Below are 21,379 nucleotides of genomic sequence, written 5' to 3'. Positions count from 1 at the left end.
ACAGCGCAATGCCGCTTCATCTGCACCGCGCCGAGCGCACCGATCTGTTGGCCGACGGGCTCGGCGCTCTGCTGGCCGATCCCCCGGCCGACCCGTTCGCCCCCGAGCTCGTCGTGGTCCCGGCGCGCGGGGTGGAGCGCTGGCTGAGCCAGCGGCTGTCGCACGTGCTCGGTCGGGCCCGCGGCGGCGGGGTTTCCGGCGGGGTGTGCGCCGGGGTTTCGTTCCGCAGCCCCGGCTCGCTGATCGCCGAGATCGCCGGCACCGCCGACGACGATCCGTGGTCGCCGGAGGCCATGGCGTGGCCCCTCCTGGAGGCGATCGACCACTCGCTGGACGAACCGTGGTGCCGCCCGCTGGCGACCCATGTCGGTCACTTCCACACCGGCGCGGAGGCTGAGCTGCGCCGGGGGCGGCGGTATGAGGTGGCGCGCCGGTTGGCCGGGCTGTTCGCCTCCTACGCACGGCAGCGCCCGCAACTGCTGATCGACTGGCTGGGCGGCGACCCGGGCGATCTCGACGAGGACCTGCGTTGGCAGCCGGAGCTGTGGCGGGCGCTGGTGTCGCGGGTCGCGGCCGATCCCCCGCACATTCGCCACGCCAAGACCCTCGCGCGGCTGTCCGAGGCGCCCAGTGACCTGCCCGCGCGGCTGTCGCTGTTCGGGCACACCCGGTTGTCGCGCACCGACTCCGAGCTGCTGGCCGCCCTGGCCATCCACCACGAGCTGCACCTGTGGCTGCCGCACCCCAGCGACCGGCTGTGGCGCGCGCTGGCCGGCACGCGCGGGGCGATCCCCCGCCGCGAGGACACCAGCCACCGCGCCGTGGGCCACCCGCTGCTCGCCACCCTGGGGCGGGACCTGCGCGAGCTACAGCGCGGCCTGCCGGCGGACGCGCAGACCGACGAATACCTGCCCGGCGAGGCGCGCCCGGACACGCTGCTCGGCTGGGTGCAGTCCGACATCGCCGCCAACGCCGTGCGGCCGCAGGGGCGCGCGCTGGCCGACGACGACCGGTCGGTCCAGATCCACAACTGCCACGGCCCGGCCCGCCAGGTCGATGTGCTGCGCGAGGTGCTGCTCGGCCTGCTGGCCGACGACCCGACGCTCGAACCGCGCGACATCCTGGTGATGTGCCCGGACATCGAAACCTATGCGCCGCTGATCGTGGCCGACTTCGGACTCGGCGACGTGGTGCACGGCGCGCATCCCGCCCACCAGCTACGGGTGCGCCTGGCGGATCGCTCACTGGTCCAGACCAATTCGCTGTTGGCTGTGGCCTCCCAATTGCTGGGGCTCGCCGGCGGCAGGGTGACGGCCACCGAGGTGCTCAACCTGGCACAGGCCGCCCCGGTGCGCGCCCGGTTCGGGTTCACCGACGACGATCTGGAGGCCATCACCCGCTGGGTGCGGCAGGCCAACATCCGGTGGGGATTGGACCAGGAGCACCGGCGGCCCTACCACGTCGACTTCGTGCACAACACCTGGCGTTTCGGCATCGACCGGATATTGGCCGGCGTCGCGATGTCCGACGATTCGAACGCATGGATCGACGCGACGCTGCCGCTCGACGACGTGAGCAGCAACCGGGTCCCGTTGGCCGGCCAGTTCGCCGAATTCGTCGCCCGGCTGCACCACGTGGTCGACTCCCTCACCGGCACAAGGACATTGACCGAGTGGCTGGCCACCCTCGCCGACGCCATCGCCTCGTTGGCCCGGGTGCACGAGTCCGAGGAGTGGCAGACCGGTCAGGTGCAACGGGAGTTCGCCGCGGTCCTGGCGCAGGCCGGGTCACGGGGCGACACGGTGCTGCGACTGCCCGACATCCGCGCACTGCTGACCCGGCACCTCGCCGGGCGCCCGACGCGGGCCAACTTCCGCACCGGCACGCTGACGGTGTGCACCATGGTCCCGATGCGCTCGGTCCCCCACCGGGTGGTGTGCCTGGTCGGCCTGGACGACGGGCTGTTCCCGCGTCTCGGTGTCGTCGACGGGGACGACGCGCTGGCCCGCCACCCGATGACCGGGGAACGCGACATCCGTTCGGAGGACCGGCAATTGCTGCTCGACGCGATCGGCGCCGCCACCGAGAAACTGGTGATCACCTACACCGGCGCCAACGAATATTCGGGGCAGCCGCGCCCACCCGCCGTGCCGCTGGCCGAATTGCTGGACGCCCTCGATGTGACGACGCCGACGAAGGTGCGCCACCGCATCGTGATCGAGCATCCGTTGCAGCCGTTCGACATTCGCAACGTCATCCCCGGCGAACTGGTACCGAAGGTGCCGTTCAGTTTCGACCCCACGGTGCTGCGCGCGGCGCGCGCGGCCAGCGGCGAACACACCGAACAACCCAAATTCGTTGCGGCGCCGCTGCCGCCCCCGCCGGCCGACGACGTCAACCTCGCCGACCTCGTCGGCTTCTTCAAAGACCCGGTGAAAGGCTTCTTCCGCGCCCTGGAATTCACGCTGCCCTACGACGTCGACGGCGTCCAAGACGCCATGCCGGTCGACATCAACGGCCTCGAGGAGTGGACCGTCGGCGACCGGATGCTGGGTGACATCCTGCGCGGGATGAGCCCCGATGACGCGCGGCAAGCCGAATGGCGCCGCGGCACACTGCCCCCCGGTCAGCTGGGCTGGCGCAAGGTCACCGAGATCCGCGACCAGGCCGCCGCGCTGGCGCTCGAGGCGCTGCGGCATCGGCAAGACCACCGATCGGCCGCCGCCTATGACGTCGACGTCGACCTGGGCGCCGGTCGCCGGCTCACCGGCACGGTGTCGCCGGTCTATGACGACGCGCTGGTCTCGGTGACCTATTCGAGGCTGGACGGCAAGCACCTGCTCGAATCGTGGATTCCGTTGCTGGCGTTGGCCGCTCACGACCCCGGCCGCGACTGGTCGGCGGTGTGCATCGGCCGGATGCGCCGCGGCAGAAGCATCCGGGTCGAGGGGCTGGGGCCACCGGACGGCGATCCCGTCGAGGTGCTGCGCGAGCTGGTGACGATCTACGACGCGGGACGGCGGGAACCGATTCCGTTGCCCATCAAGACGTCCTACGCGTGGGCGGCGGCCCGGCACGGCGGCGACGACCCGGCGGCCGAGGCGCGGCGCCGGTGGAAGACCAGCGACCGCTTCCCGGGTGAGGACCAGGCGCCGGCGCACGTGCGGGCGTGGGGGCGCGGCGCGCCGTTGGACGATCTGATGCAGCCGGTGCGGCCGGGCGAGGAGTGCGACGGCGAGGACAACCGGCTCGGCGCGTATGCGGCCCGGCTGTGGCTGCCGATGCTGCGCGCCGAGCGGAAGCTCATCTGATGCAGCGCTTCGACCTGTTGGGCCCGTTGCCGGCCGAGCGCTCAACCACCGTGCTGGAGGCCAGCGCGGGCACCGGCAAGACGTTCGCGTTGGCGGGCCTGGTGACGCGGTATCTCGCCGACGGCGCGGCGAGCCTCGATCAGATGCTGCTCATCACGTTCGGCCGCGCCGCCAGCCAGGAACTGCGGGAACGTGTCCGCTGCCAAATCGTCGACGCGGTAAGGGCTTTCGCCGACCCGTCGACGGTCGGCGACAACCAGCTGGTGGCGTACCTGCTGGACGGCACGGACGATCAGCGCGCGGCGCGCCGACAGCGTCTCCGCGACGCGCTGGCCGGCTTCGACGCGGCGACCATCGCCACCACCCACCAGTTCTGCCAGCTGGTGCTGCGCTCGCTCGGCGTGGCCGGCGACACCGCCGCCAGCGTGACCCTGCTCGACAGCCTCGACGACCTGGTGACCGAGATCGTCGACGACCTCTACCTGGCGCACTTCGGGCAGGAGCGCGACGACCCGGCGCTGCACTACTCCGAGGCGCTGCGGCTGGCCCGCGAGGTGGTCAACAACCCGTCGACCCAGCTGCGGCCGCGCGACCCGGACCCCGATTCGCGGGCCGCCGTCTGCCTCCGGTTCGCCAATGACGTTCTGGCCGAGCTTGATACGCGCAAGCGCCGGCTGGGAGTCCTCGGCTACGACGACCTGCTGACCCGACTGGCCGACGCGCTGGCCACCGACGGCTCCCCCGCCCGGCTGCGGATGCACCAGCGTTGGCCGATCGTCATGGTCGACGAGTTCCAGGACACCGACCCGGTGCAATGGCAGGTCATCGACCGCGCGTTCAGCGGGCGCTCCACGGTGATCCTGATCGGCGACCCCAAACAGGCGATCTATGCGTTTCGCGGGGGCGACATCGTGACCTACCTGCGGGCGGCCCAGACGGCGGGTGAGCGCAAGACGCTGGACATCAACTGGCGCAGCGATTCCGCGCTCGTGGCGCGGCTGCAGGTGGTGCTGCGCGGCGCCCAGCTCGGTGACCCCGCGATCGTGGTGAACGATGTCGGCGCGCATCACCGCGGCCACCGGCTCGCCGGCGCGCCCCGCAACGACCCGTTCCGGTTGCGCGTCGTGTCGCGAAAAACACTGGGACGCCGCGGCATTCAAAACCTGCCCATCGACGAACTGCGCGAGCACATCGGCGCCGACCTCGCCGCCGACATCCGCGCCCTGCTCGCCGCCGGCGCCACGTTCGACGGCGAGCCCCTGCAGGCCCGCGACATCGCGGTCATCGTGGAACGGCACCGGGACGCGCACGCCTGCTTCAAGGCCCTGTGCGACGCCGGCGTTCCCGCGGTCTACACCGGCAACACCGACGTGTTCACCTCCGAGGCCGCCGAGGACTGGTTGTGCCTGCTGGAGGCCTTCGACCAACCGCACCGGCCCGGCATGGTCCGCGCCGCCGCGGCGACGATGTTCTTCGGCGAGACGGCCCAAACGCTGGCGGCCGGCGGCGACGCCCTGACGGACCGGATCGCGAAAACGCTGCGGGAGTGGGCCGGTCACGCCAGGGAACGCGGCGTCGCGGCCATCTTCGAGGCCGCCCAGCTGCTGGGTATGCGCGATCGCGTGCTCGGCTGGCGGGGCGGCGAGCGGCACATGACCGACCTGGCGCACGTCACCCAGCTGCTGCAGGAGGTCGCCCACCGCGAGCATTACGGACTGCCGGCGCTGCGCGACTGGCTGCGCCGGCAACGCGACGAGCGTGGCGGCGCCCCCGAACGCAACCGCCGGCTCGACAGCGACGCCGCCGCCGTGCAGATCATGACCGTCTTCGTCAGCAAGGGCCTGCAATATCCGATCGTGTACCTGCCGTTCGCGTTCAACCGCAACACCCAGGACAGCGACGTGGTGCTGTTCCACGACGAGGACGGCACGCGTTGCCTGCACGTCGGCGGCAAGGACAGCCCCGACTTCAAAACCGTTGAGCGGCTGGGCCGTAAAGAGGATGCCAGCGACGACAGCAGGCTGACCTACGTCGCGTTGACCCGGGCGCAGGCACAGGTGGTGGCGTGGTGGTCACCGGCGTACTTCGAGCCCAACGGCGGCCTGTCGCGGCTGCTACGCGGGCGCCGGCCCGGCGACCCGGTCGTTCCGGACCGATGCGAACCCGCGAAGGTCTCCGACGATGACGCACTGGCCCGGTTGCGCGAATGGGAGGCCGCGGGCGGGCCGGTCATCGAGGACTCGGTGGTGGCGCCCGCGCCGTCGCTGCCGCCCGCGCCGGTGCCCCGGCACCTGGACAGCCGCCACTTCCACCGCGCCATCGACACCACGTGGCGGCGCACCTCCTATTCGGGACTGATCCGGGTGGCCCAGGCCAGCGGGGTCGGCAGCGAGCCCGACGTCGCCGGGCTCGACGACGAGGTCGGCGATATCCCGTTGTCCTCCCCGGCCGCCGGGCCGGACGTGCCCTCGCCGATGGCGGACCTTCCGGCGGGCGCGACGTTCGGCTCCCTGGTCCACGCCGTGCTGGAGACGGCCGACCCGTTCGCCGCGGATCTGACCGCCGAGCTCGAGGAGCACATCCGGGAGCATTCGGCGTGGTGGCCGGTCGCCGCGACCCCCGAGGAGCTGGCCGCGGCGATGGTGCCGATGCACGACACCCCGCTGGGACCGCTGGCGGGTGGGTTGACGCTGCGCCGCATCGGGCTCTCGGATCGGTTGCGGGAACTGGACTTCGAGCTTCCGCTGGCTGGCGGCGATCGGCCGTCGGTGGGGCCGGAGGCCCGCCTGGCGGACCTGGCGCCGCTGCTGCGCGAGCACCTGCCGCACGACGATCCGCTGGTGTCGTATGCCGACCGGCTGACGGACCGGGCGCTCGGTGACCAGTCGTTGCGCGGGTACCTCACCGGCTCGATCGACGCCGTGCTCCGGATTCCCAACGGCGCGGGGCACCGCTTCGTGGTGGTGGACTACAAGACCAACCGGCTCGGGGATCCCGAGCGGCCGCTGACGGCCGCCGACTACGACCGGCCGCAAATGGCGGAGGCGATGCTGCACTCGGACTATCCGCTGCAGGCGTTGCTGTACTGCGCGGTGCTGCACCGGTTCCTGCGGTGGCGGATACGCGATTACGACCCGGACAGGCACCTCGGCGGTGTGCTCTACCTGTTCGTGCGCGGCATGTGCGGCGCGGACACCCCGGTGCGCGACGGGCACCCGTGCGGCGTCTTCAGTTGGCGGCCACCGCCGTCGTTGATCACGGCCCTGTCGGACCTGCTCGACGCCCGGACGGTGCCCGCATGACGGCAGACGTGATGTTCGCGACCGGATTGCTGCGCACGTTCAGCGATGCCGGCGTCTTCGAGGCGGCGGACGTGCATGTGGCGCAACGGCTTACCGCGCTCACCGGCGAGTCCGACGAACGGGTCGCCCTGGCGGTCGCGCTGGTGGTGCGCGCGCTGCGGGGCGGTTCGGTCTGCGTCGATCTCCGCGCGGCGCCCGGGCTGCTCGGCGACGCCGACCTGCCGTGGCCCGGCGCCGACGACTGGCTGGCGGCGGTGCGCGCCAGCGCGTTGCTCGGGCCGCCGCCGGTGCTGCGGTTTTTCGGCGATCTGCTGTACTTCGACCGGTACTGGCTCGAGGAGGAGCAGGTGTGCACCGACCTGCTGGCCCTGTCGGCGCCGCCGGTCGGCATCGAATCGTCCAGTTACGAACGGCTTTTCGAGCCCGGGTACGAGGAGCAGCGGGCCGCCGCCGAAATCGCGGTGTCGCACGCGGTGACCGTGCTGACCGGTGGCCCCGGCACCGGCAAGACCACCACGATCGCGCGGCTGCTCGCCCTGCTCCTCGAGCATGCCGAGCGGGCCGGGATGCCGCCGCCGCGGATCGCGCTGGCCGCACCGACCGGCAAGGCGGCGGCGCGGCTGGCCGAGGCGGTGGCCGCGGGGGCCCGACGGCTCGGCGCGGCCGACCGGGCGCGGCTGGCCGGCCTGTCCGGGACCACGCTGCACCGGCTGCTGGGTCCCCGGCCGGATACGTCGGTGCGGTTCAAGCACAATCGCGCCAACCGGCTGCCGCACGACGTCATCGTGGTGGACGAGACGTCGATGGTGTCGTTGACGATGATGGCCCGGCTGGCCGAAGCGGTCCGCCCGGACTCCCGGTTGATTCTGGTCGGCGACCCGGACCAGTTGGCCTCGGTGGAGGCGGGCGCCGTGCTGGCCGACCTGGTGGACGGGCTGTCCGCCCGCGGCGACGTGCGGGTGGCCGCCCTGCGCACGCCGCACCGATACGGCACGTCGATCGGCGCGCTGGCCGAGGCGATTCGGGTCGGCGACGCGGACCGGGTGGTGGAGCTGCTGGCGGCCGGGGGCGAGCACGTCGAGTGGGTGGATGCACAGCGCCCGGCCGATCGGCTGCGCGAGGTGCTCGTCGCGCACGCGCTGCGGCTGCGGTCGGCCGCGCTCCTGGGCGCGGCCGACGAGGCGCTGGCCACGCTGGACGAACACCGGCTGCTGTGCGCGCACCGCGAGGGCCCGTATGGGGCGACACACTGGAACACGTTGGTGCAGAAGTGGATTGCCGAGGCGACGGGGCAGCCGGCATGGTCGCAGTGGTACGCCGGGCGCCCGCTGCTGGTGACCGCCAACGACTACGGCCTGCGGCTCTACAACGGCGACACCGGTGTGGCGGTGGCCGGCGCGGAGGGCCTGCGGGCGGTCATCGCCGGTGCCAGCGGGCCGCTAGACTTCGCGACCAGCCGTCTCGGCGAGGTGGAGACGATGCACGCCATGACCATCCACAAGAGTCAGGGCAGCCAGGCCGACGAGGTGACCGTGCTGATACCGCCGGAGGATTCGCGACTGCTGACGCGGGAACTGTTCTACACGGCCGTGACCCGGGCGCAGACCAGGGTGCGGGTGGTGGGGCCCGAGGCCTCGGTGCGCGCGGCGATCGAGCGCCGGGCGATGCGGGCCACCGGATTGCGGCAACGGCTGCGGGCCGACGCCGCCGCAACGTGACGGACGGCGGGGGCGAGGGCGACGGTCCCGCCCCGGCGTCCCAACCCGTCTCGCGGCGGGGCCCGGTCGTGCGGCTCGCCGTGTTCGCGGCCTTTCTGGCCGTGGCGTTCTATCTGGTGGCCGTCGCGCACGTCATCGACATCGAGGAGATCCGGCGGGTGGTGTCGGCCACCGGGCCGGCGGCCCCGCTGACCTACGTCGTGGTCTCGGCGGTGGCCGGGGCGCTGTTCGTGCCGGGCTCGATTCTGGCCGCGGGCAGCGGATTGTTGTTCGGTCCGCTACTGGGCGTGTTCGTGACGCTGGGCGCGACGGTGGGCACCGCGATCGTGGCGAGTTTCGTCGGCCGGCGGGCGGGCCGCGACAGCGCCCGGGCGCTGCTGGGCGCGCAGCGCGCCGACCGCTTCGACGCCCTGATCGGGCGCCGGGGGCTGTGGGCGGTGGTCGGGCAGCGCTTCGTTCCCGGCATCTCGGACGCGCTGGCCTCGTACGCGTTCGGGGCGTTCGGAGTTCCGTTGTGGCAGATGGCCGCTGGCGCGTTCATCGGTTCGGTTCCGCGGGCCTTCGTCTACACCGCACTGGGCGCCTCGATCGGCAACCGGTCGTCGCCGCTGGCCTACGCGGCGATCGCGGTGTGGTGCGTGAGCGCCATCGTCGGCGCGTTCGCCGCCCACCGCGGGTACCGGAGATGGCGCACTCACGCCGGCCGTGACGCGGACACCGGTTCGCCAGAGCCGGGTTCCGAAGCCCGCTAGCCAACCAGCCGGGCGAAGCGGGTCGGCGCGATCTGACCTAGCGGCGATCGGATCTAGTGGCGATCGCGAACCCCGTTATGCCGCCCCTGGATTGTCGGCTTCGTCGTCGTTGCTTTCGTGGTGGAGGAGTTTTTCGGGGTGGTGGTAGGTGTTGGTGGGGGGTTGGCCGCGCTCGAGGTGGGGTGGTGGTTTCCATTCGGTCTCGCCGCGGGTGTTCTTTCGGGTGGTCCAGCCGCCGGGGTCCAGCATGCGGTGATGCGGGCCGCAGGCGAAGGTCAGCTGGTTGATGTCGGTGCTGTGACACTTGCTGTAGTCGGTGACGTGGTGGACTTCGCAGTAATAGCCCGACACGGTGCATCCCGGGGCGGTGCAGCCGCGGTCCTTGGCGTACAACACGATTCGCTGCCCCGGGGAGGCCAGCCGCTTGGTGTGATAGAGCGCCAGGGCCTTGCCCTTATCGAAAATCGCCAAGTAGTGATGCGCGTGGCGGGCCAGGCGGATCACCTCACTCATCGGCAGGATGGTGCCCCCGCCGGTCAGGGCTCGCCCGGCGGCGGCCTCCAACTCGGCCAGGGTGGTGGTGACGATGATGGAGGCCGGTAACCCGTTGTGCTGACCCAACTCCCCAGAGGCCAACAGCCCACGCAGCCCGGCCAGCAGGGCATCGTGGCCGCGCTGAGCAGCCGAACGGGTATCACGGTCGATGGCGGCCTGGCTAGGCGTGCCCTCCACACACGGAATGTCATCGAGCGGGTTGCACATCCCCGGGGCACCGAGTTTGGCCTCCACGGCTTCGAGGGTGGCCCGCAGCTCGGGGGTGATCAGGCCCCGCAACTCCGACATGCCGTCGGCTTGTTGGTTGCCCAGGGTCACCCCGCGGCTGCGGGCCCGGTCCTCGTCGGTGAACGTGCCATCGGGGTTAAGCGCATCGGTGAGCCCGCGGGCCAATTCTTTGAGGTGTTCGGGGCCGAACTGGGTGCCGAACCCGGCCAGTTGGGCTTCGGCGAACTCACGCGCCGCAGCGCTCACCCAGCCGGGTAGTTGGTAGTAGAACTTGCGGATCACGGCCACCTGACCCGCGCCCAGGTCTCCGGCGCGCTGGGCCGCCGCGGTGGCCGCCAACACCGGCGGCAACGGTTCACCGGTCAGGCCGTGGCGCTGACCTAAATCGGCGGCCTCTTTGATACGCCGAGACGCTTCGTGACGGCTGATCAGGGTGCATTCCGTCAAAGCATGGGACAAGCCGCCGCCCAGATCCTGGGACGGGACTTGGCGGGCCAGCGAATTGAGCAGCGGATGCTCAATGACCGGGATGCGCCGGCGCAGCCTCTCACAGCGCTCCAACACCGCCAGCTGCTGCTGAACGGTCAACGCGTCGAGCACCAACGCACACGCGCGGTCCACCTCGGCATCGAGCGCGTCGAACACCGCGTCGACATCGGGCAGACCAGTGGAACTCACACCGCCAAACTATCGACACACACCGACAAAAAACCCCGGATTGTGACCACTGAAACCACAGTGACACAAGGAATTTCGATATGCGTTTTCCGTATTCGAAAACGCGTCCGCGTCAGGCGTCGCGACGGCTTGGCCAAGGAGAGAAGGCGACTCGGGACCCTAGCCGGCCGCCCGCTGCGCCGCGACGAACAGGTTCCCGGGCACGTAGTCCCGCACCTCCTTGGCCGCCGCTCGGCCATAGCCGGCCATCAACTCGTCGGACGGTGTCACCGTCACGTCCCAGCCATGACGGCCGAACCACTCGCCGACGTCCTCGCGCTCCTCGAAGTACCACAGCTCGTCGGTCCTCGGCACCTGCCGGTCGGGATCGACCTCGGCCATCAGCGCCGCGATGCGATCCATCCGCTCCCGGCGCCTCGCGCGAAGCTGGGGGTCGAGGAACTTGGGGCCCAGCGCCTCCACGGCCACCCGGCTGCCGGGGACGGTGAGTCCCTGAATGCGTTCGAACAGCAGCTCCTGCGCCGCGGCCGGCAGATAGGGCATCAACCCCTCGGCCGACCACACGCTGGGCGCGCTGACGTCAAAACCCGCCTGCCGCAACGCTTCCGGCCAATCCTGGCGCAGGTCCACCGCGACGGGGACGCGGTGACAGGCGGGCTGCGCGCCGTGCTCGGCGAGCGTCGACGCCTTGAAGTCCAGCACCCGGGGCTGGTCGAGCTCGTAGACCGTCGTCCCCGCCGGCCAGGCCAACCGCCACGACCGCGCGTCCAGACCCGCCGCCAAGATCACCGCCTGCCGGATGCCGGCGGCCGTCGCGTCGAGGAAGAACTGGTCGAAAAACGCGGTGCGCGAGGCCATGTAGCCGACCATCGATTGCATCTGCAGCGGCAGCGTCGGTTCGGCTTCGACGACAGCGTCAGGTAGTCGCCCCGCCGAATGCCAGTTCCACACGCCGTCACCGGCGGCGTCGAGGAAGAGCTGGGCGAACGGATCGCTGATCAACGGGTTCTCGCCGCGGGTCTCCGCGGCGCGGGCGGCGGCCACGCCCAGGGCGGTCGCCCCCACGCTCTCGGTGATCTCCCAGCTGTCGTTGTCGGTCCTGGCCACGCGCACGTCCTTCCCACTTCGCTAGCAGGGCTACGTACCCGACCCTACGCGCGGCGGATGAGTGGCAGCTGTCCCCGAGCCGGGTATTGAAGTTAACTTGTCGGCGAGCCCATCGGCAGGGGCGAATCCGAAGGATCGTTGATACATGCGAGTTGACGGGCGCGACATCCCCGTTTCCGGCAGCCTGCTGCAGCCACTGACCCGACGGACCAACGACATCCTGCGACTCGTCCTGGCCTCGCTCTTTTTGGCGCTGGTGATCACGGGTTCGTTGGTCACCCGCCCGCAGTGGATCGCGCTGGAGAAATCCGTCTCGCAGATCGTGGGCGTCCTGTCGCCCACCCAATCCGACGTGGTGTACCTGGCGTACGGGCTGGCGATCGTGGCCCTACCGTTCATGATCCTCATCGGCCTGATCGTCGCCGGGCAGTGGAAGCTCCTGGGCGCTTACGCGACCGCGGGGCTGAGCGCGATCGTGCTCTTGTCGATCAGCGGCACCGGCCTGGCGGCGCCCCGCTGGCACTTCGACGTCCACGACCGGCTGAGCACGCTGCCGGCGCAGCTGCTCGACGACCCGCGGTGGATCGGGATGCTGGCGGCGGTGCTGACGGTGTCGGGGCCCTGGCTGCCGGCGCGCTGGCGGCACTGGTGGTGGGCGCTGCTGTGGGCCTTCGTCCCGATCCACCTGGTGATCAGCGCCGTCGTTCCGGCGCGATCGCTGGTGGGGCTGGCGGTCGGGTGGGTGGTCGGCGCGCTGGTGGTGCTGGTGGTCGGCACCCCCGCGCTCGAGGTGCCGCTGGACGCCGCGGTGCGCGCGATGGCCAAAGCCGGCTTGGTCGTCTCGCGGCTCACTGTGGTCCGGCCGGCCGGGCGTGGCCCGCTGATTCTTTCGGCCGACGGCGACGACGATTCCGGCCGGACCGCGCTGGTCGAGCTGTACGGCCCGCACCAGCGCAGCGGCGGTGCGCTGCGCCAGCTGTGGGGGAAGCTGAAGCTGCGCGACACCGAGACCGCTCCCCTGGTGACGTCGATGCGGCGCGCGGTGGAGCATCGCGCGTTGATGGCGATCGCCATCGGTGACGCCGGCCTGGCCAACACCGCGACGGTCGCCCTCGCCCCGTTGGACCGGGGATGGATGCTGCACTCGCACAAGCCCGCTCGGGGCACGCCCATCGACCGCTGCGCGGCGACGACGCCCGTCGTCCGGCTGTGGGAAGCGCTGCGGATCCTCAACGACCGCCAGATCGCCCACGGCGATCTGCGCAGCCAGCACATCACCGTCGACGACGGCGCGGTGTTGTTCGGCAGCTTCGGCAGCGCCGAGTACGGCGCGACCGATGCCCAGCTGCAGTCGGATATCGCGCAGCTGCTGGTGACGGCGTCGGCGCTGTATGACCCGAAGTCCGCGGTGCGCGCCGCGATCGAGGTGTTCGGCGCGGACACCATTTTGTCGGCGTCCCGCCGGCTCACCAAAGTCGCTGTGCCGCGGTTCATTCGGCGGTCGGTGCCGGACGCCGGCACGGTCATCTCCGCCGCACGCGCGGAGGTGAAGCGCCAAACCGGCGCCGATCAGATCAAGCCGCAAACCATCACCCGCTTCACCCGCAGCCAGATGATCCAGCTGGTGCTCTTCGGCGCGCTGGTCTATGTCGCGTATCCCTTCATCAGCACGGCACCGACGTTCTTCTCGGAGCTGAAGACGGCGAACTGGTCGTGGGCGCTGGTGGGCCTGCTGGTGTCGGCACTCACCTACGTCGGTGCGGCCGCGGCGCTGTGGGCCTGCGCCGACGGCATGGTGAACTTCTGGACGCTGTCAATCGCCCAGGTGGCCAACACTTTTGCCGCGACCACCACGCCCGCCGGGGTCGGCGGGCTGGCGCTGTCGACGCGGTTTCTGCAGAAGAGCGGCCTGTCGGCCATGCGGGCGACCGCGGCGGTGGCGCTGCAGCAGTCGGTGCAGGTGATCGCCCATATCGCGCTGCTGGTCGTGTTCAGCGCCGCCGCCGGCGCCTCGATGAATCTCTCCCATTTCGTGCCGAGCGCGACCCTGCTGTACCTGATCGCGGGTGTGGCGCTGGGCATCATCGGGACGTTCTTGTTCGTGCCCACGCTGCGGCGGTGGCTGTCCACCGAGGTGCGCCCGAAGCTGAACGAGGTGGTCGGCGACCTGGTGAAGCTCGCCCGCGAGCCGCGGCGACTGGCGCTGATCCTGCTGGGCTGCGCGGGCACCACCCTCGGCGCGGCGCTCGCGCTGTGGGCCAGCATCGAAGCCTTCGGCGGGGGAACGACATTCGTCGCCGTCACGGTCGTCACGATGGTCGGTGGGACGCTGGCCTCGGCCGCCCCGACCCCCGGCGGCGTCGGTGCCGTCGAGGCGGCGCTGATCGGTGGCCTGGCCGCCTTCGGGGTGCCGGCGGCGATCGGTGTGCCGTCGGTGCTGCTGTACCGGATGCTGACCTGCTGGCTGCCGGTGTTCGTCGGGTGGCCGGTGATGCGCTGGCTGACCACCAACGAGATGATCTGAGGAATCCCGGTCAGGAGTTGCCGGATTCGGCCTGCGTGACCACCAGAACCGTTGACCTGCGCGCGCTTTCGCCGGCCGTGGTGGTCAAGTACACCAGGTGGTAGTCCTCGGGAACCGACTGCGCCACCGTGATCGGGACGGAAACCGCGGCCGATCCGCCGTTGCCGAAGCGGCCGGGCGTGGGCGCCACGGTGATCCCGGCGTCGGTGGACGTGCCGGAAACCGTGTAGCCGTCGGGGACGTCGCGGCCGTCGATCATCCGTTGCGCGTCGAGGGTGACCGTGCCCGTGCGCCCCGGCGCGATCGTCACGACGGGTTGAGCGACGTTGACGGTCAACGCCGAGCTGCCCGCCCCGAACGACGGCGGCGCGTCCGCTTCGGATGTGCCCCAACGCTTGTCGGGATAGGCGGCGAGCGAGAACGTCAGCGTGCCGCCGGTGGTGATGATCGTCTCCGGCAGTGACGTGTGCTCGGTGGGCCGGCCGTCGACCTTCAGGCCGCTGATGTATTTGAGGTGGTGCGGCCCCGACGCGCCCGGCGCGGAGATCCGGAGGAATTTGCCTGCGGGCAGCGCGATTTCGATTCGGTCGAACAGCGGCGCGCCCACGGTGAGGATCGGCGTGCCCGGGGTGGCCGGGTACACGCCCAGCGCCGCCCACACGTACCAGGCGGCCAGCGCGCCCAGGTCGTCGTTGCCCGGCTCCCCGTCGGCGGTCGGCGCGAACAGTCCACGCACCCGGTCGACCGTGCGCTGGGTCTTCCACGGTTGCCCGATGTAGTTGTATAGCCATGGCACACCGAAACTCGGCTCGTTGCCCGCCCACAGGTAGGGCTGGTTGGGGCCGACGTTGAGCTTCTCGGTGAACCGATCGAGCCGGTCGGCCACGGCCGCGCGGCCGCCCAGGGCGGTCACCAGGCCCGCGACGTTGTGCGGCACCGACCAGACGTACTGCTCGGCGTTGCCCTCGTCGTACCCGACCTGGCCGAAGTTCTCCGGGGACACCACGACCGCGGGGCCGGGGCGGAAGAACCCGCTCCAGCTGCGGGGCACCACGGATCGGGTGGTGGGATTGAACAGGTTCTGCCAGTACTGCGACCGATTCTGGAATTCGGCGGCGGTCGCGGCGTCCCCGAGCGAGTCGGCGAATCGGGAGATGGCGAAGTCGTCGACCGACCACTCCAACGTGATCGAGGCGTCGGCGATCCAGCCGTTACGGCCGAATACCAGGGTGAACGGCGCATAACCGAACCGCAGGTAGGTCTCGATGCCCGGCCGCTCCACGTAACCGGCCAGCCCCGCCCCGCCCTTGGTCGCCCCGTCCACCATGTAGCGCAACGCGGCACGGACGTCGAAGTCCTTGGCCCCGAACGTGTTCAGGCTGACGATGAACGGCACCACGCTGTCCCCGGTCATCTCGCCGGTCGCGGCGTTGGCGAACGCCCAGCGCGGCAGCGAACCACTCTGCTGGGCGTCGTTGACCAGCGATTGCGCCATGTCGCTGGCCCGGTCCGGAAAGAGCATCGCCTGCAACGCCGCCAGGCACCGGTAGGTGTCCCAGTCGGAGAAATTGGCGTACTGGGTGTGGCCCGCGGCCACGGTGTGGATAGCGCCGTCGAACCCGACGTAGCGCCCGTCGGCGTCGTTGAACATGTTGGGGTGCAACAGGGATCGGTACAGGGAGGTGTAGAAGGTGGTCAGATCGTCGACATTCCGGCCGGCCACCGAGATGCGGGACAGCGCGGCGTTCCATTCCCGCGAGGCGGCGGCGCGCACGTCGTCGAAGCCGGCGGCGTCCTCGGCCGCCAGGTTGGCCCGCGCGCCCTCGATGCCGACGTAGGAGATGGCGGTGCGCACCTCGAGCGTCGTGCCGGCCGGGAATTCGACGTAGCCGCCGCTGTACGGCGCGTTCGCGCTGCGGGCACCGGCGTAGACCGTGGCGCCGTCCCAGGATCCGAAGGAGGTGAAGGGCCGGCTGAATTTCATGGCGAAATACACCGTGTAGGCGTTCGGCTTGTCGCAGAACCCCCCGCTGGTGGCCCAGCCGGTGATGGTGGTGTTGTCCTCCCCGATCTGGATGGTCGCGCGGGAGTTTCCCGCCAACGACGAGCCCGAGCGGACCTGCAACAGGGCGGGGCGGCCGTTGCGCGGGTAACTGAATCGCCCGACGCCCGTGTGCGCGGTGGCGGTCAGTTCGGCCCTCACGCCGGTGTCGGGAAACCGCACGGCGTAGTAGCCGGGCACGCCCTGCTCGGTGTCGTCGTGGGCGATCGTCTCCCAGGCGTTCCAGGGTTGCGGGCCGACGCCGCCGGTGGCCGGAAGCATCGAGATGTCGCCGAACGCAGCGCATCCCACCGACGCGTGGGTCATGCTGAACCCGGTCGAGCGCGGGTTGTCGTAGTTGTATCCGGCGTAGTTGCCGACGGTGTCCGGCGAGTACTGCACCATCCCGAACGGCACGGTGGCGCCGGGAAAGTTGTTGATCTCGCCGACCGTCTCGCCGCCCGTGCCGGTGCCGATGAGCGTCGCGACGTGGTCGACCGGATTGGCCACGAAGACGGGTGGGCCGTCATACCCCTTCGGCGGGGCGGCGGCGATGAAGGTCATGAAGACGGCCGACGCCGCGATGACCGCAATCAGCGCCCTTCGTGACCGCATAGAAGTCTCTTACTCCGATACGACCGCGCAGCGGCGCATTGCGGTGGCGTTTCCCCTATGAATTGACTGACGAGCGGCCGGCGCGGCACAGGCAGCAAAATGTCTAAAAGATAGCGGCAAACTTGCGGCACATTTCGGCTACTGTCATCCAGCGTGGCTGGCGCTGGTATCGGCCCAATTCTCGGGAAAGCCTGGATAAATGAAACACTTGCCTCTAGCAATCATCTCCTTGGCGCTGAGTTTTGCGCTTGTCGGTTGCGGCCACGACCACAAGTCTGCTGACAAAACGACTACGTCCACGTCGGCGTCGACGTCCACTTCCTCGGGGACCTCGTCGCAGACCAGCGCGGCGCCGGCGGCGAAAGCCCACTACACGATCGCCGACTACGTCAAGGACAACAACATCTCGCAGACGCCCGTCCACCACGGCGATCCCGGTCCGAACGTCGACCTGCCGGTGCCCCCAGGCTGGCAACTCACCCAGGACTCCGGCACCTCCTACGGCGGCATCGTGCAAAGCCAGCCCGCCAATCCCTCCGATCCGCCCACCATCGCGACGCTGTTCTCCAAGCTCACCGGCAACGTCGACCCGGCGAAGGTCCTTCAATACGCCCCGGGCGAGGTGCAGAATCTGCCCGGATACCAAGGCCAGGGTGGTGCTGGTTCCGCGTCCACGCTCGGCGGTTTCCAGGCCTGGCAGCTGGGCGGTACCTACCAAAAGGCCGGCAACACCCGCGTCAGGGCGCAGAAGACGGTGGTGATCCCCGCGCAGGGGGCGGTCTATGTGCTCCTGCTCAAAGCCGATGGACTTCAGAGCGATCAAGCCTCGTTGATCGACGCCGCCATGGTCATCGACGAAAAGACCACCATCACCGGCTGAGAAGTAGTGCGGCGCCGCAGGGATCTACGGTAAACGCATGGCAGAGCAGTCATATGCGGTCGATGCCGGGCATCCGCCGTCGGCGTTATTGCGTCTCGTCAACCCGGTGATGGGGCTTTTGCTGCGCAGCCCCCTTGCCGGCGCCGCGCGCAAGCAATTCATGGTGTTGAGTTTCACCGGGCGCAAGACCGGGCGTCCGTACTCAATTCCGTTGAGCGCGCACCTGATTGACGGTCAGCTCTACGCGCTGACCGGCGCGCCGTGGAAGCAGAACTTCCGCGACGGCGGCCCCGTCGATGTGGTGTACGACGGCACGACGACGGCGATGCGCGGCGAGCTCATCCGCGACCGGGCCGCGGTCTCCGATCTCTTGCTGCGCGCCGCCGAGTCGTATGGCGTGGCGCGCGCGCAGCGCATGATCGGGCTGAGGTTCCGCGATCACCGCATTCCGACCCGCGACGAGTTCGCCGAGGCGGTCGACCGGCTCCACCTGGGGGCCGTCCGGCTCAGTCCGGTCGGTTAGCCGTCAGCCGGCGGGCCGCCGGGCGCCCGCAGGTGCGCGGCGCGCAGGCACCGGTCGAAGCGCGAACGCGCCGTGATGACCTCCTTGCCCAGCGCCGTGAAGTCGTCGGCGATGCGTTGGGCGAGCACGCCGAGCTTCGTGTTTTTCGATTGGGACAGGGTTTTGAGCATGGTGAAGGCGGCGTCTTCGTCGATGCCGTAGATCAGCATCAGCATCCCCTTGGTGCGGTCGATGACCCCGCGGCGCCCGACGATCTCGGCGACCTTGGCGCTGATGGAATCCTCCCGGTTGCGCGCGGGCGGCGGCGTGACTTCGATGTAGAAGCCGTGGGTCCCGACGACCTCGTCGTTGTCGTCGCAGAACCGGTCGCCCACCACGATGACGTGGTGGATGAGCCCGCGGGTGTCCACAATGCGATGCCGCACGCTGAACGCCTGACGGCGCCTGATCATGTCGTTGATCCCGTCGATCACCTGGGGCCGGTCCGCCGGGTGTTTGTGCGACAGCACCAGCTCGGTCGTGGGGGTCACGGTGCCGGGCTCGTAACCGTGCATGCGCTGGACCTGGTCGGACCATACCCAGCGGTGGCCCTCGAAGTAGAAGCGGAACCAGCCGGCCCGCTGCGGAACGGCGCCGGCCAAACCGCGCTCGATCGCCGCGGCCTGGCGGTCTAATTCCCAAGCCACGGTGGGTTTTTCGCGTCGACGGCAAGCGGACCGGTAACAGCGTGCATGGGCGATCTCGAATGGATCGCCGACCCCCGGGCGGGAAATCCGGAACTGCACATGCAGGAGTGAGATACCCCCATGGCCGTGAGATTACAGTTTCTGACCGGTGGTCACTGCGGAAATCAAGAAATTGCCGGGCGAGTAAGTTTTCGGCGCGCTCACTGGCACGAACCCGCGCCGGCGGCCGCCCGGGTCCGGGTGACGACGGGTTGTTCGAAGCCGGCGTCGACCACGGCGCGCCGCACCGCCTCAGCGACCGCCCCCGCGCGCGCGATCGGCACCAGCGCGATCACGCAGCCACCGAATCCGCCGCCGGTCATCCGGGCCCCCAGCGCGCCCGCGCGCACCGCTGCCGCCGCGATCAGGTCGATGCGTTCGGTGGTGATGTCGAAGTCCTCACGCATGGAGGCGTGCGAGGCGGTGAAGATCCGCCCGGCCTCGGCGTAGTTCCCATCGCCCAGTGCCGCAACGCAATCGATGACCCGCTGGTTCTCGCTCAGCACGTGGCGGGCGCGACGGGCATCGACCGGGTCCCGCACGGCGCCCAGGTCGGCGGGCCCGCGATCGCCGACCTCGCGCAGCGACGACGCCCCGAGGTCGGCGGCGGCGCGCTCGCACGACTGGCGCCGCGCCGCGTAGTCACCGCCGGCATGGCTGTGGCGCTCCCGGGAGTCGATCAGCAGCAGGGCGACGCCGGCGGCGTCGGGGTCGAAAGCCACCGGCGAGACGGCGAGGTCGGCGAAGTCGATCAGCACCGCCGTCGCCGGCCGGCCGAACAGCGAGGCGAGCTGGTCGAGCAAACCCGTTGGGGCGCCCACGTACTCGTTTTCGGCGCGCTGGGCGAGCCGGGCCTGGTGCTTGCGGTCGATGCGCACGCCCGCGGCCGAGGCGATCGCCCCCAGCGCCGCGCATTCCAAGGCCGCCGAGGAGGACAGGCCCGAGCCCATTTCCACGTCGCTGGTGATCGACATCGTGCCGCCGGGCACCGGGTAATCCGCCTGGCGCAGCGCCCAGATCACCCCGGCCACGTAGGCCGCCCAACCGGTCACCTCCCCCGGGGCGGTGCCGAGCGCAATGCGCACCGGGGCGTCCGCGCGCTCACTGGTCACGGTGATCGCGTCGCCGGGGCCGGGCTTGAACGTCGCCACCGTGCGCTGCGGCAAGGCGATCGGCAGCGAGAAACCCAGGTTGTAGTCGGTGTGCTCGCCGATCAGGTTGATCCGTCCCGGCGCGCCGTAGCGCACCGTCACTGCAGTTCCCGTAACCGCTGCGCCACGCTTTCGGGGGTGACGTCACCGATGAAGGCGTCCATCGCCGATTCGGAGGCCGCCAGGTACTTGAGCTTGGTCGCGCTGCGGCGGATGGACATCAGTTCGACGTGGAAGTACCCGTCCGCCTGGACCCCGGCCCCGGAATACTGGTGCAGCGCCGAAATGTAGGGCAGCGGCGTGGAATACATGCGGTCGAAGCGCCGCAGCACGTCAAGGTAGATGGCCACGAACCCGTCCAGCTCGTCCTCGTCGAGGCCGATCACGTTGGGCACGAACCGGTTCGGGTAGATGTGCACCTCGACCGGCCAGCGCGCGGCGAAGGGCACGAACGCGGTGAACACCTCGTTGCGCGCGACGATGCGGCCCCCATCGGTGACCTCGCGGGCCAGCAGATCACCGAACAGGTTGCCGCCGTGCTTGTTTCGATGCGCCCGCGCCTGCTCCAGCATGGCGACCGTCCGCGGCGTCAGGTAGGGATAGCCGTAGATCTGGCCGTGCGGATGGGTGAGGGTGACCCCGATCTCCTCACCGCGGTTCTCGAAGCAGAACACCTGCTCGACGCCCGGCGCGGCCATCAGGTCGGCCGTGCGGTGGCGCCACGCATCGACCACCAGCCGCGCGTGCGCCGGCGTCAACGCCGCGAAGGAGCCGGTGTGATCGGCCGAAAAGCAGATCACCTCGCAGCGCCCGGGCGCCGGGGTCGACACGAAGCCGTCGGCGTCGCCGGGATCGGGAAGCGGCGTCGCGGCGCCCGACAGGCTGGGAAAGCGGTTCTCGAACACGACGACGTCGTAGTCGGGCGCGGGCACCTCGCTGGTCAGCCCGGTCGGGCCCGGGCACAGGGGGCACGCGTCGGGCGGCGGCTTGTAGGTGCGGTCCTGGCGCAGCGCCGCGACGATCACCCACTGCCCGGTCGTCCGGTCGAACCGCAACTGCGACTGTTCGGCCGTACGCGGCGGCAGGGGCCGGCGGTCCTCGACCGGCGCCGGACGATGCCCGGGCAGCGAGAAGAACAGCAGGTCACGGCCGTCAGCCAGCTTCGCTCGCGTCGGCTCAGTCACGATGTCGAAGACTAGCTTGGTCGCCGGCACCCGGTTCGGGTAACCATGGGGGTACGCGATAGAGAGGCGGTCACCGGAATAACTG

At 70.3% G+C, this 21,379-nt stretch carries 13 protein-coding genes; 7 read left to right on the top strand and 6 right to left on the bottom strand.

The annotated features are described in order from the left end of the window. Nucleotides 1-8 precede the first annotated feature (8 nt). The 4 genes from recC to QGN31_RS03480 are packed head-to-tail and all read left to right on the top strand — an operon-like array spanning nt 9 to nt 9,083. Complete coding sequence (gene recC / locus QGN31_RS03495) at nt 9-3,311, top strand: exodeoxyribonuclease V subunit gamma (RefSeq protein ID WP_014942937.1); 3,303 nt, start codon at nt 9-11, stop codon at nt 3,309-3,311. Then, nucleotides 3,311-6,613: an exodeoxyribonuclease V subunit beta gene (recB, locus tag QGN31_RS03490; RefSeq protein WP_014942938.1), complete on the top strand. Its 3,303-nt coding sequence runs from the start codon at nt 3,311-3,313 to the stop codon at nt 6,611-6,613. Before recC ends, recB begins: the two co-directional genes overlap by 1 nt. Next, complete coding sequence (recD, locus tag QGN31_RS03485; RefSeq protein ID WP_014942939.1) at nt 6,610-8,331, top strand: exodeoxyribonuclease V subunit alpha; 1,722 nt, start codon at nt 6,610-6,612, stop codon at nt 8,329-8,331. Before recB ends, recD begins: the two co-directional genes overlap by 4 nt. Continuing rightward, on the top strand, nt 8,328-9,083 hold the full coding sequence (locus QGN31_RS03480; RefSeq protein ID WP_009957870.1) for a TVP38/TMEM64 family protein: 756 nt from the start codon (nt 8,328-8,330) through the stop codon (nt 9,081-9,083). Before recD ends, QGN31_RS03480 begins: the two co-directional genes overlap by 4 nt. A 75-nt stretch (nt 9,084-9,158) precedes the next feature. Here QGN31_RS03480 and QGN31_RS03475 read toward each other — a convergent pair whose 3' ends face one another. Next, nucleotides 9,159-10,544 carry an HNH endonuclease signature motif containing protein gene (locus tag QGN31_RS03475; protein ID WP_008260978.1) on the bottom strand — a complete coding sequence of 462 codons (1,386 nt, stop codon included), beginning with the start codon at nt 10,542-10,544 and terminating at the stop codon, nt 9,159-9,161. 159 nt (nt 10,545-10,703) lie between these two features. Further along, nucleotides 10,704-11,651 (bottom strand): class I SAM-dependent methyltransferase, encoded by a 948-nt coding sequence (locus QGN31_RS03470; RefSeq protein WP_008260979.1) that lies wholly within the window; start codon nt 11,649-11,651, stop codon nt 10,704-10,706. A 145-nt stretch (nt 11,652-11,796) separates the two neighbouring features. Here QGN31_RS03470 and QGN31_RS03465 point away from each other — a divergent pair, with 145 nt between their 5' ends. Then, nucleotides 11,797-14,175: a lysylphosphatidylglycerol synthase transmembrane domain-containing protein gene (locus QGN31_RS03465; RefSeq protein ID WP_008260980.1), complete on the top strand. Its 2,379-nt coding sequence runs from the start codon at nt 11,797-11,799 to the stop codon at nt 14,173-14,175. A 10-nt stretch (nt 14,176-14,185) separates the two neighbouring features. Here QGN31_RS03465 and QGN31_RS03460 read toward each other — a convergent pair whose 3' ends face one another. Further along, complete coding sequence (locus QGN31_RS03460; RefSeq protein ID WP_014385830.1) at nt 14,186-16,831, bottom strand: GH92 family glycosyl hydrolase; 2,646 nt, start codon at nt 16,829-16,831, stop codon at nt 14,186-14,188. 199 nt (nt 16,832-17,030) lie between these two features. On the opposite strand from QGN31_RS03460, the gene QGN31_RS03455 reads away from it, so the two are divergent. Then, nucleotides 17,031-17,711 carry an LpqN/LpqT family lipoprotein gene (locus QGN31_RS03455; RefSeq protein WP_041785223.1) on the top strand — a complete coding sequence of 227 codons (681 nt, stop codon included), beginning with the start codon at nt 17,031-17,033 and terminating at the stop codon, nt 17,709-17,711. 37 nt (nt 17,712-17,748) lie between these two features. Next, complete coding sequence (locus QGN31_RS03450) at nt 17,749-18,234, top strand: hypothetical protein (protein ID WP_014385832.1); 486 nt, start codon at nt 17,749-17,751, stop codon at nt 18,232-18,234. Here the strand turns inward: QGN31_RS03450 and QGN31_RS03445 are convergent. The 3 genes from QGN31_RS03445 to galT all read right to left on the bottom strand — a co-directional run bounded on the left by QGN31_RS03445 (nt 18,231) and on the right by galT (nt 21,324). Continuing rightward, a complete protein-coding gene (locus QGN31_RS03445) occupies nt 18,231-18,920 on the bottom strand; it encodes a PAS and ANTAR domain-containing protein (protein ID WP_014385833.1) in 690 nt (229 codons plus the stop codon). The genes QGN31_RS03450 and QGN31_RS03445 overlap by 4 nt on opposite strands. Nucleotides 18,921-19,120: 200 nt before the next feature. After that, complete coding sequence (locus tag QGN31_RS03440) at nt 19,121-20,212, bottom strand: galactokinase (protein ID WP_014385834.1); 1,092 nt, start codon at nt 20,210-20,212, stop codon at nt 19,121-19,123. Further along, nucleotides 20,209-21,324, bottom strand: a complete 1,116-nt coding sequence (gene galT, locus QGN31_RS03435; protein ID WP_014942940.1) for a galactose-1-phosphate uridylyltransferase — start codon at nt 21,322-21,324, stop codon at nt 20,209-20,211. The genes QGN31_RS03440 and galT overlap by 4 nt, the downstream gene beginning before the upstream one ends. Between the last annotated feature and the right edge of the window lie 55 nt (nt 21,325-21,379).

Origin of the sequence: Mycobacterium sp. 2-64 (assembly GCF_035918375.1) — a bacterium.
GTDB lineage: Bacteria > Actinomycetota > Actinomycetes > Mycobacteriales > Mycobacteriaceae > Mycobacterium > Mycobacterium intracellulare.
The sequence above is the reverse complement of the archived record's forward strand: the minus strand, read 5'-3'. Positions and strand labels throughout refer to the sequence as shown.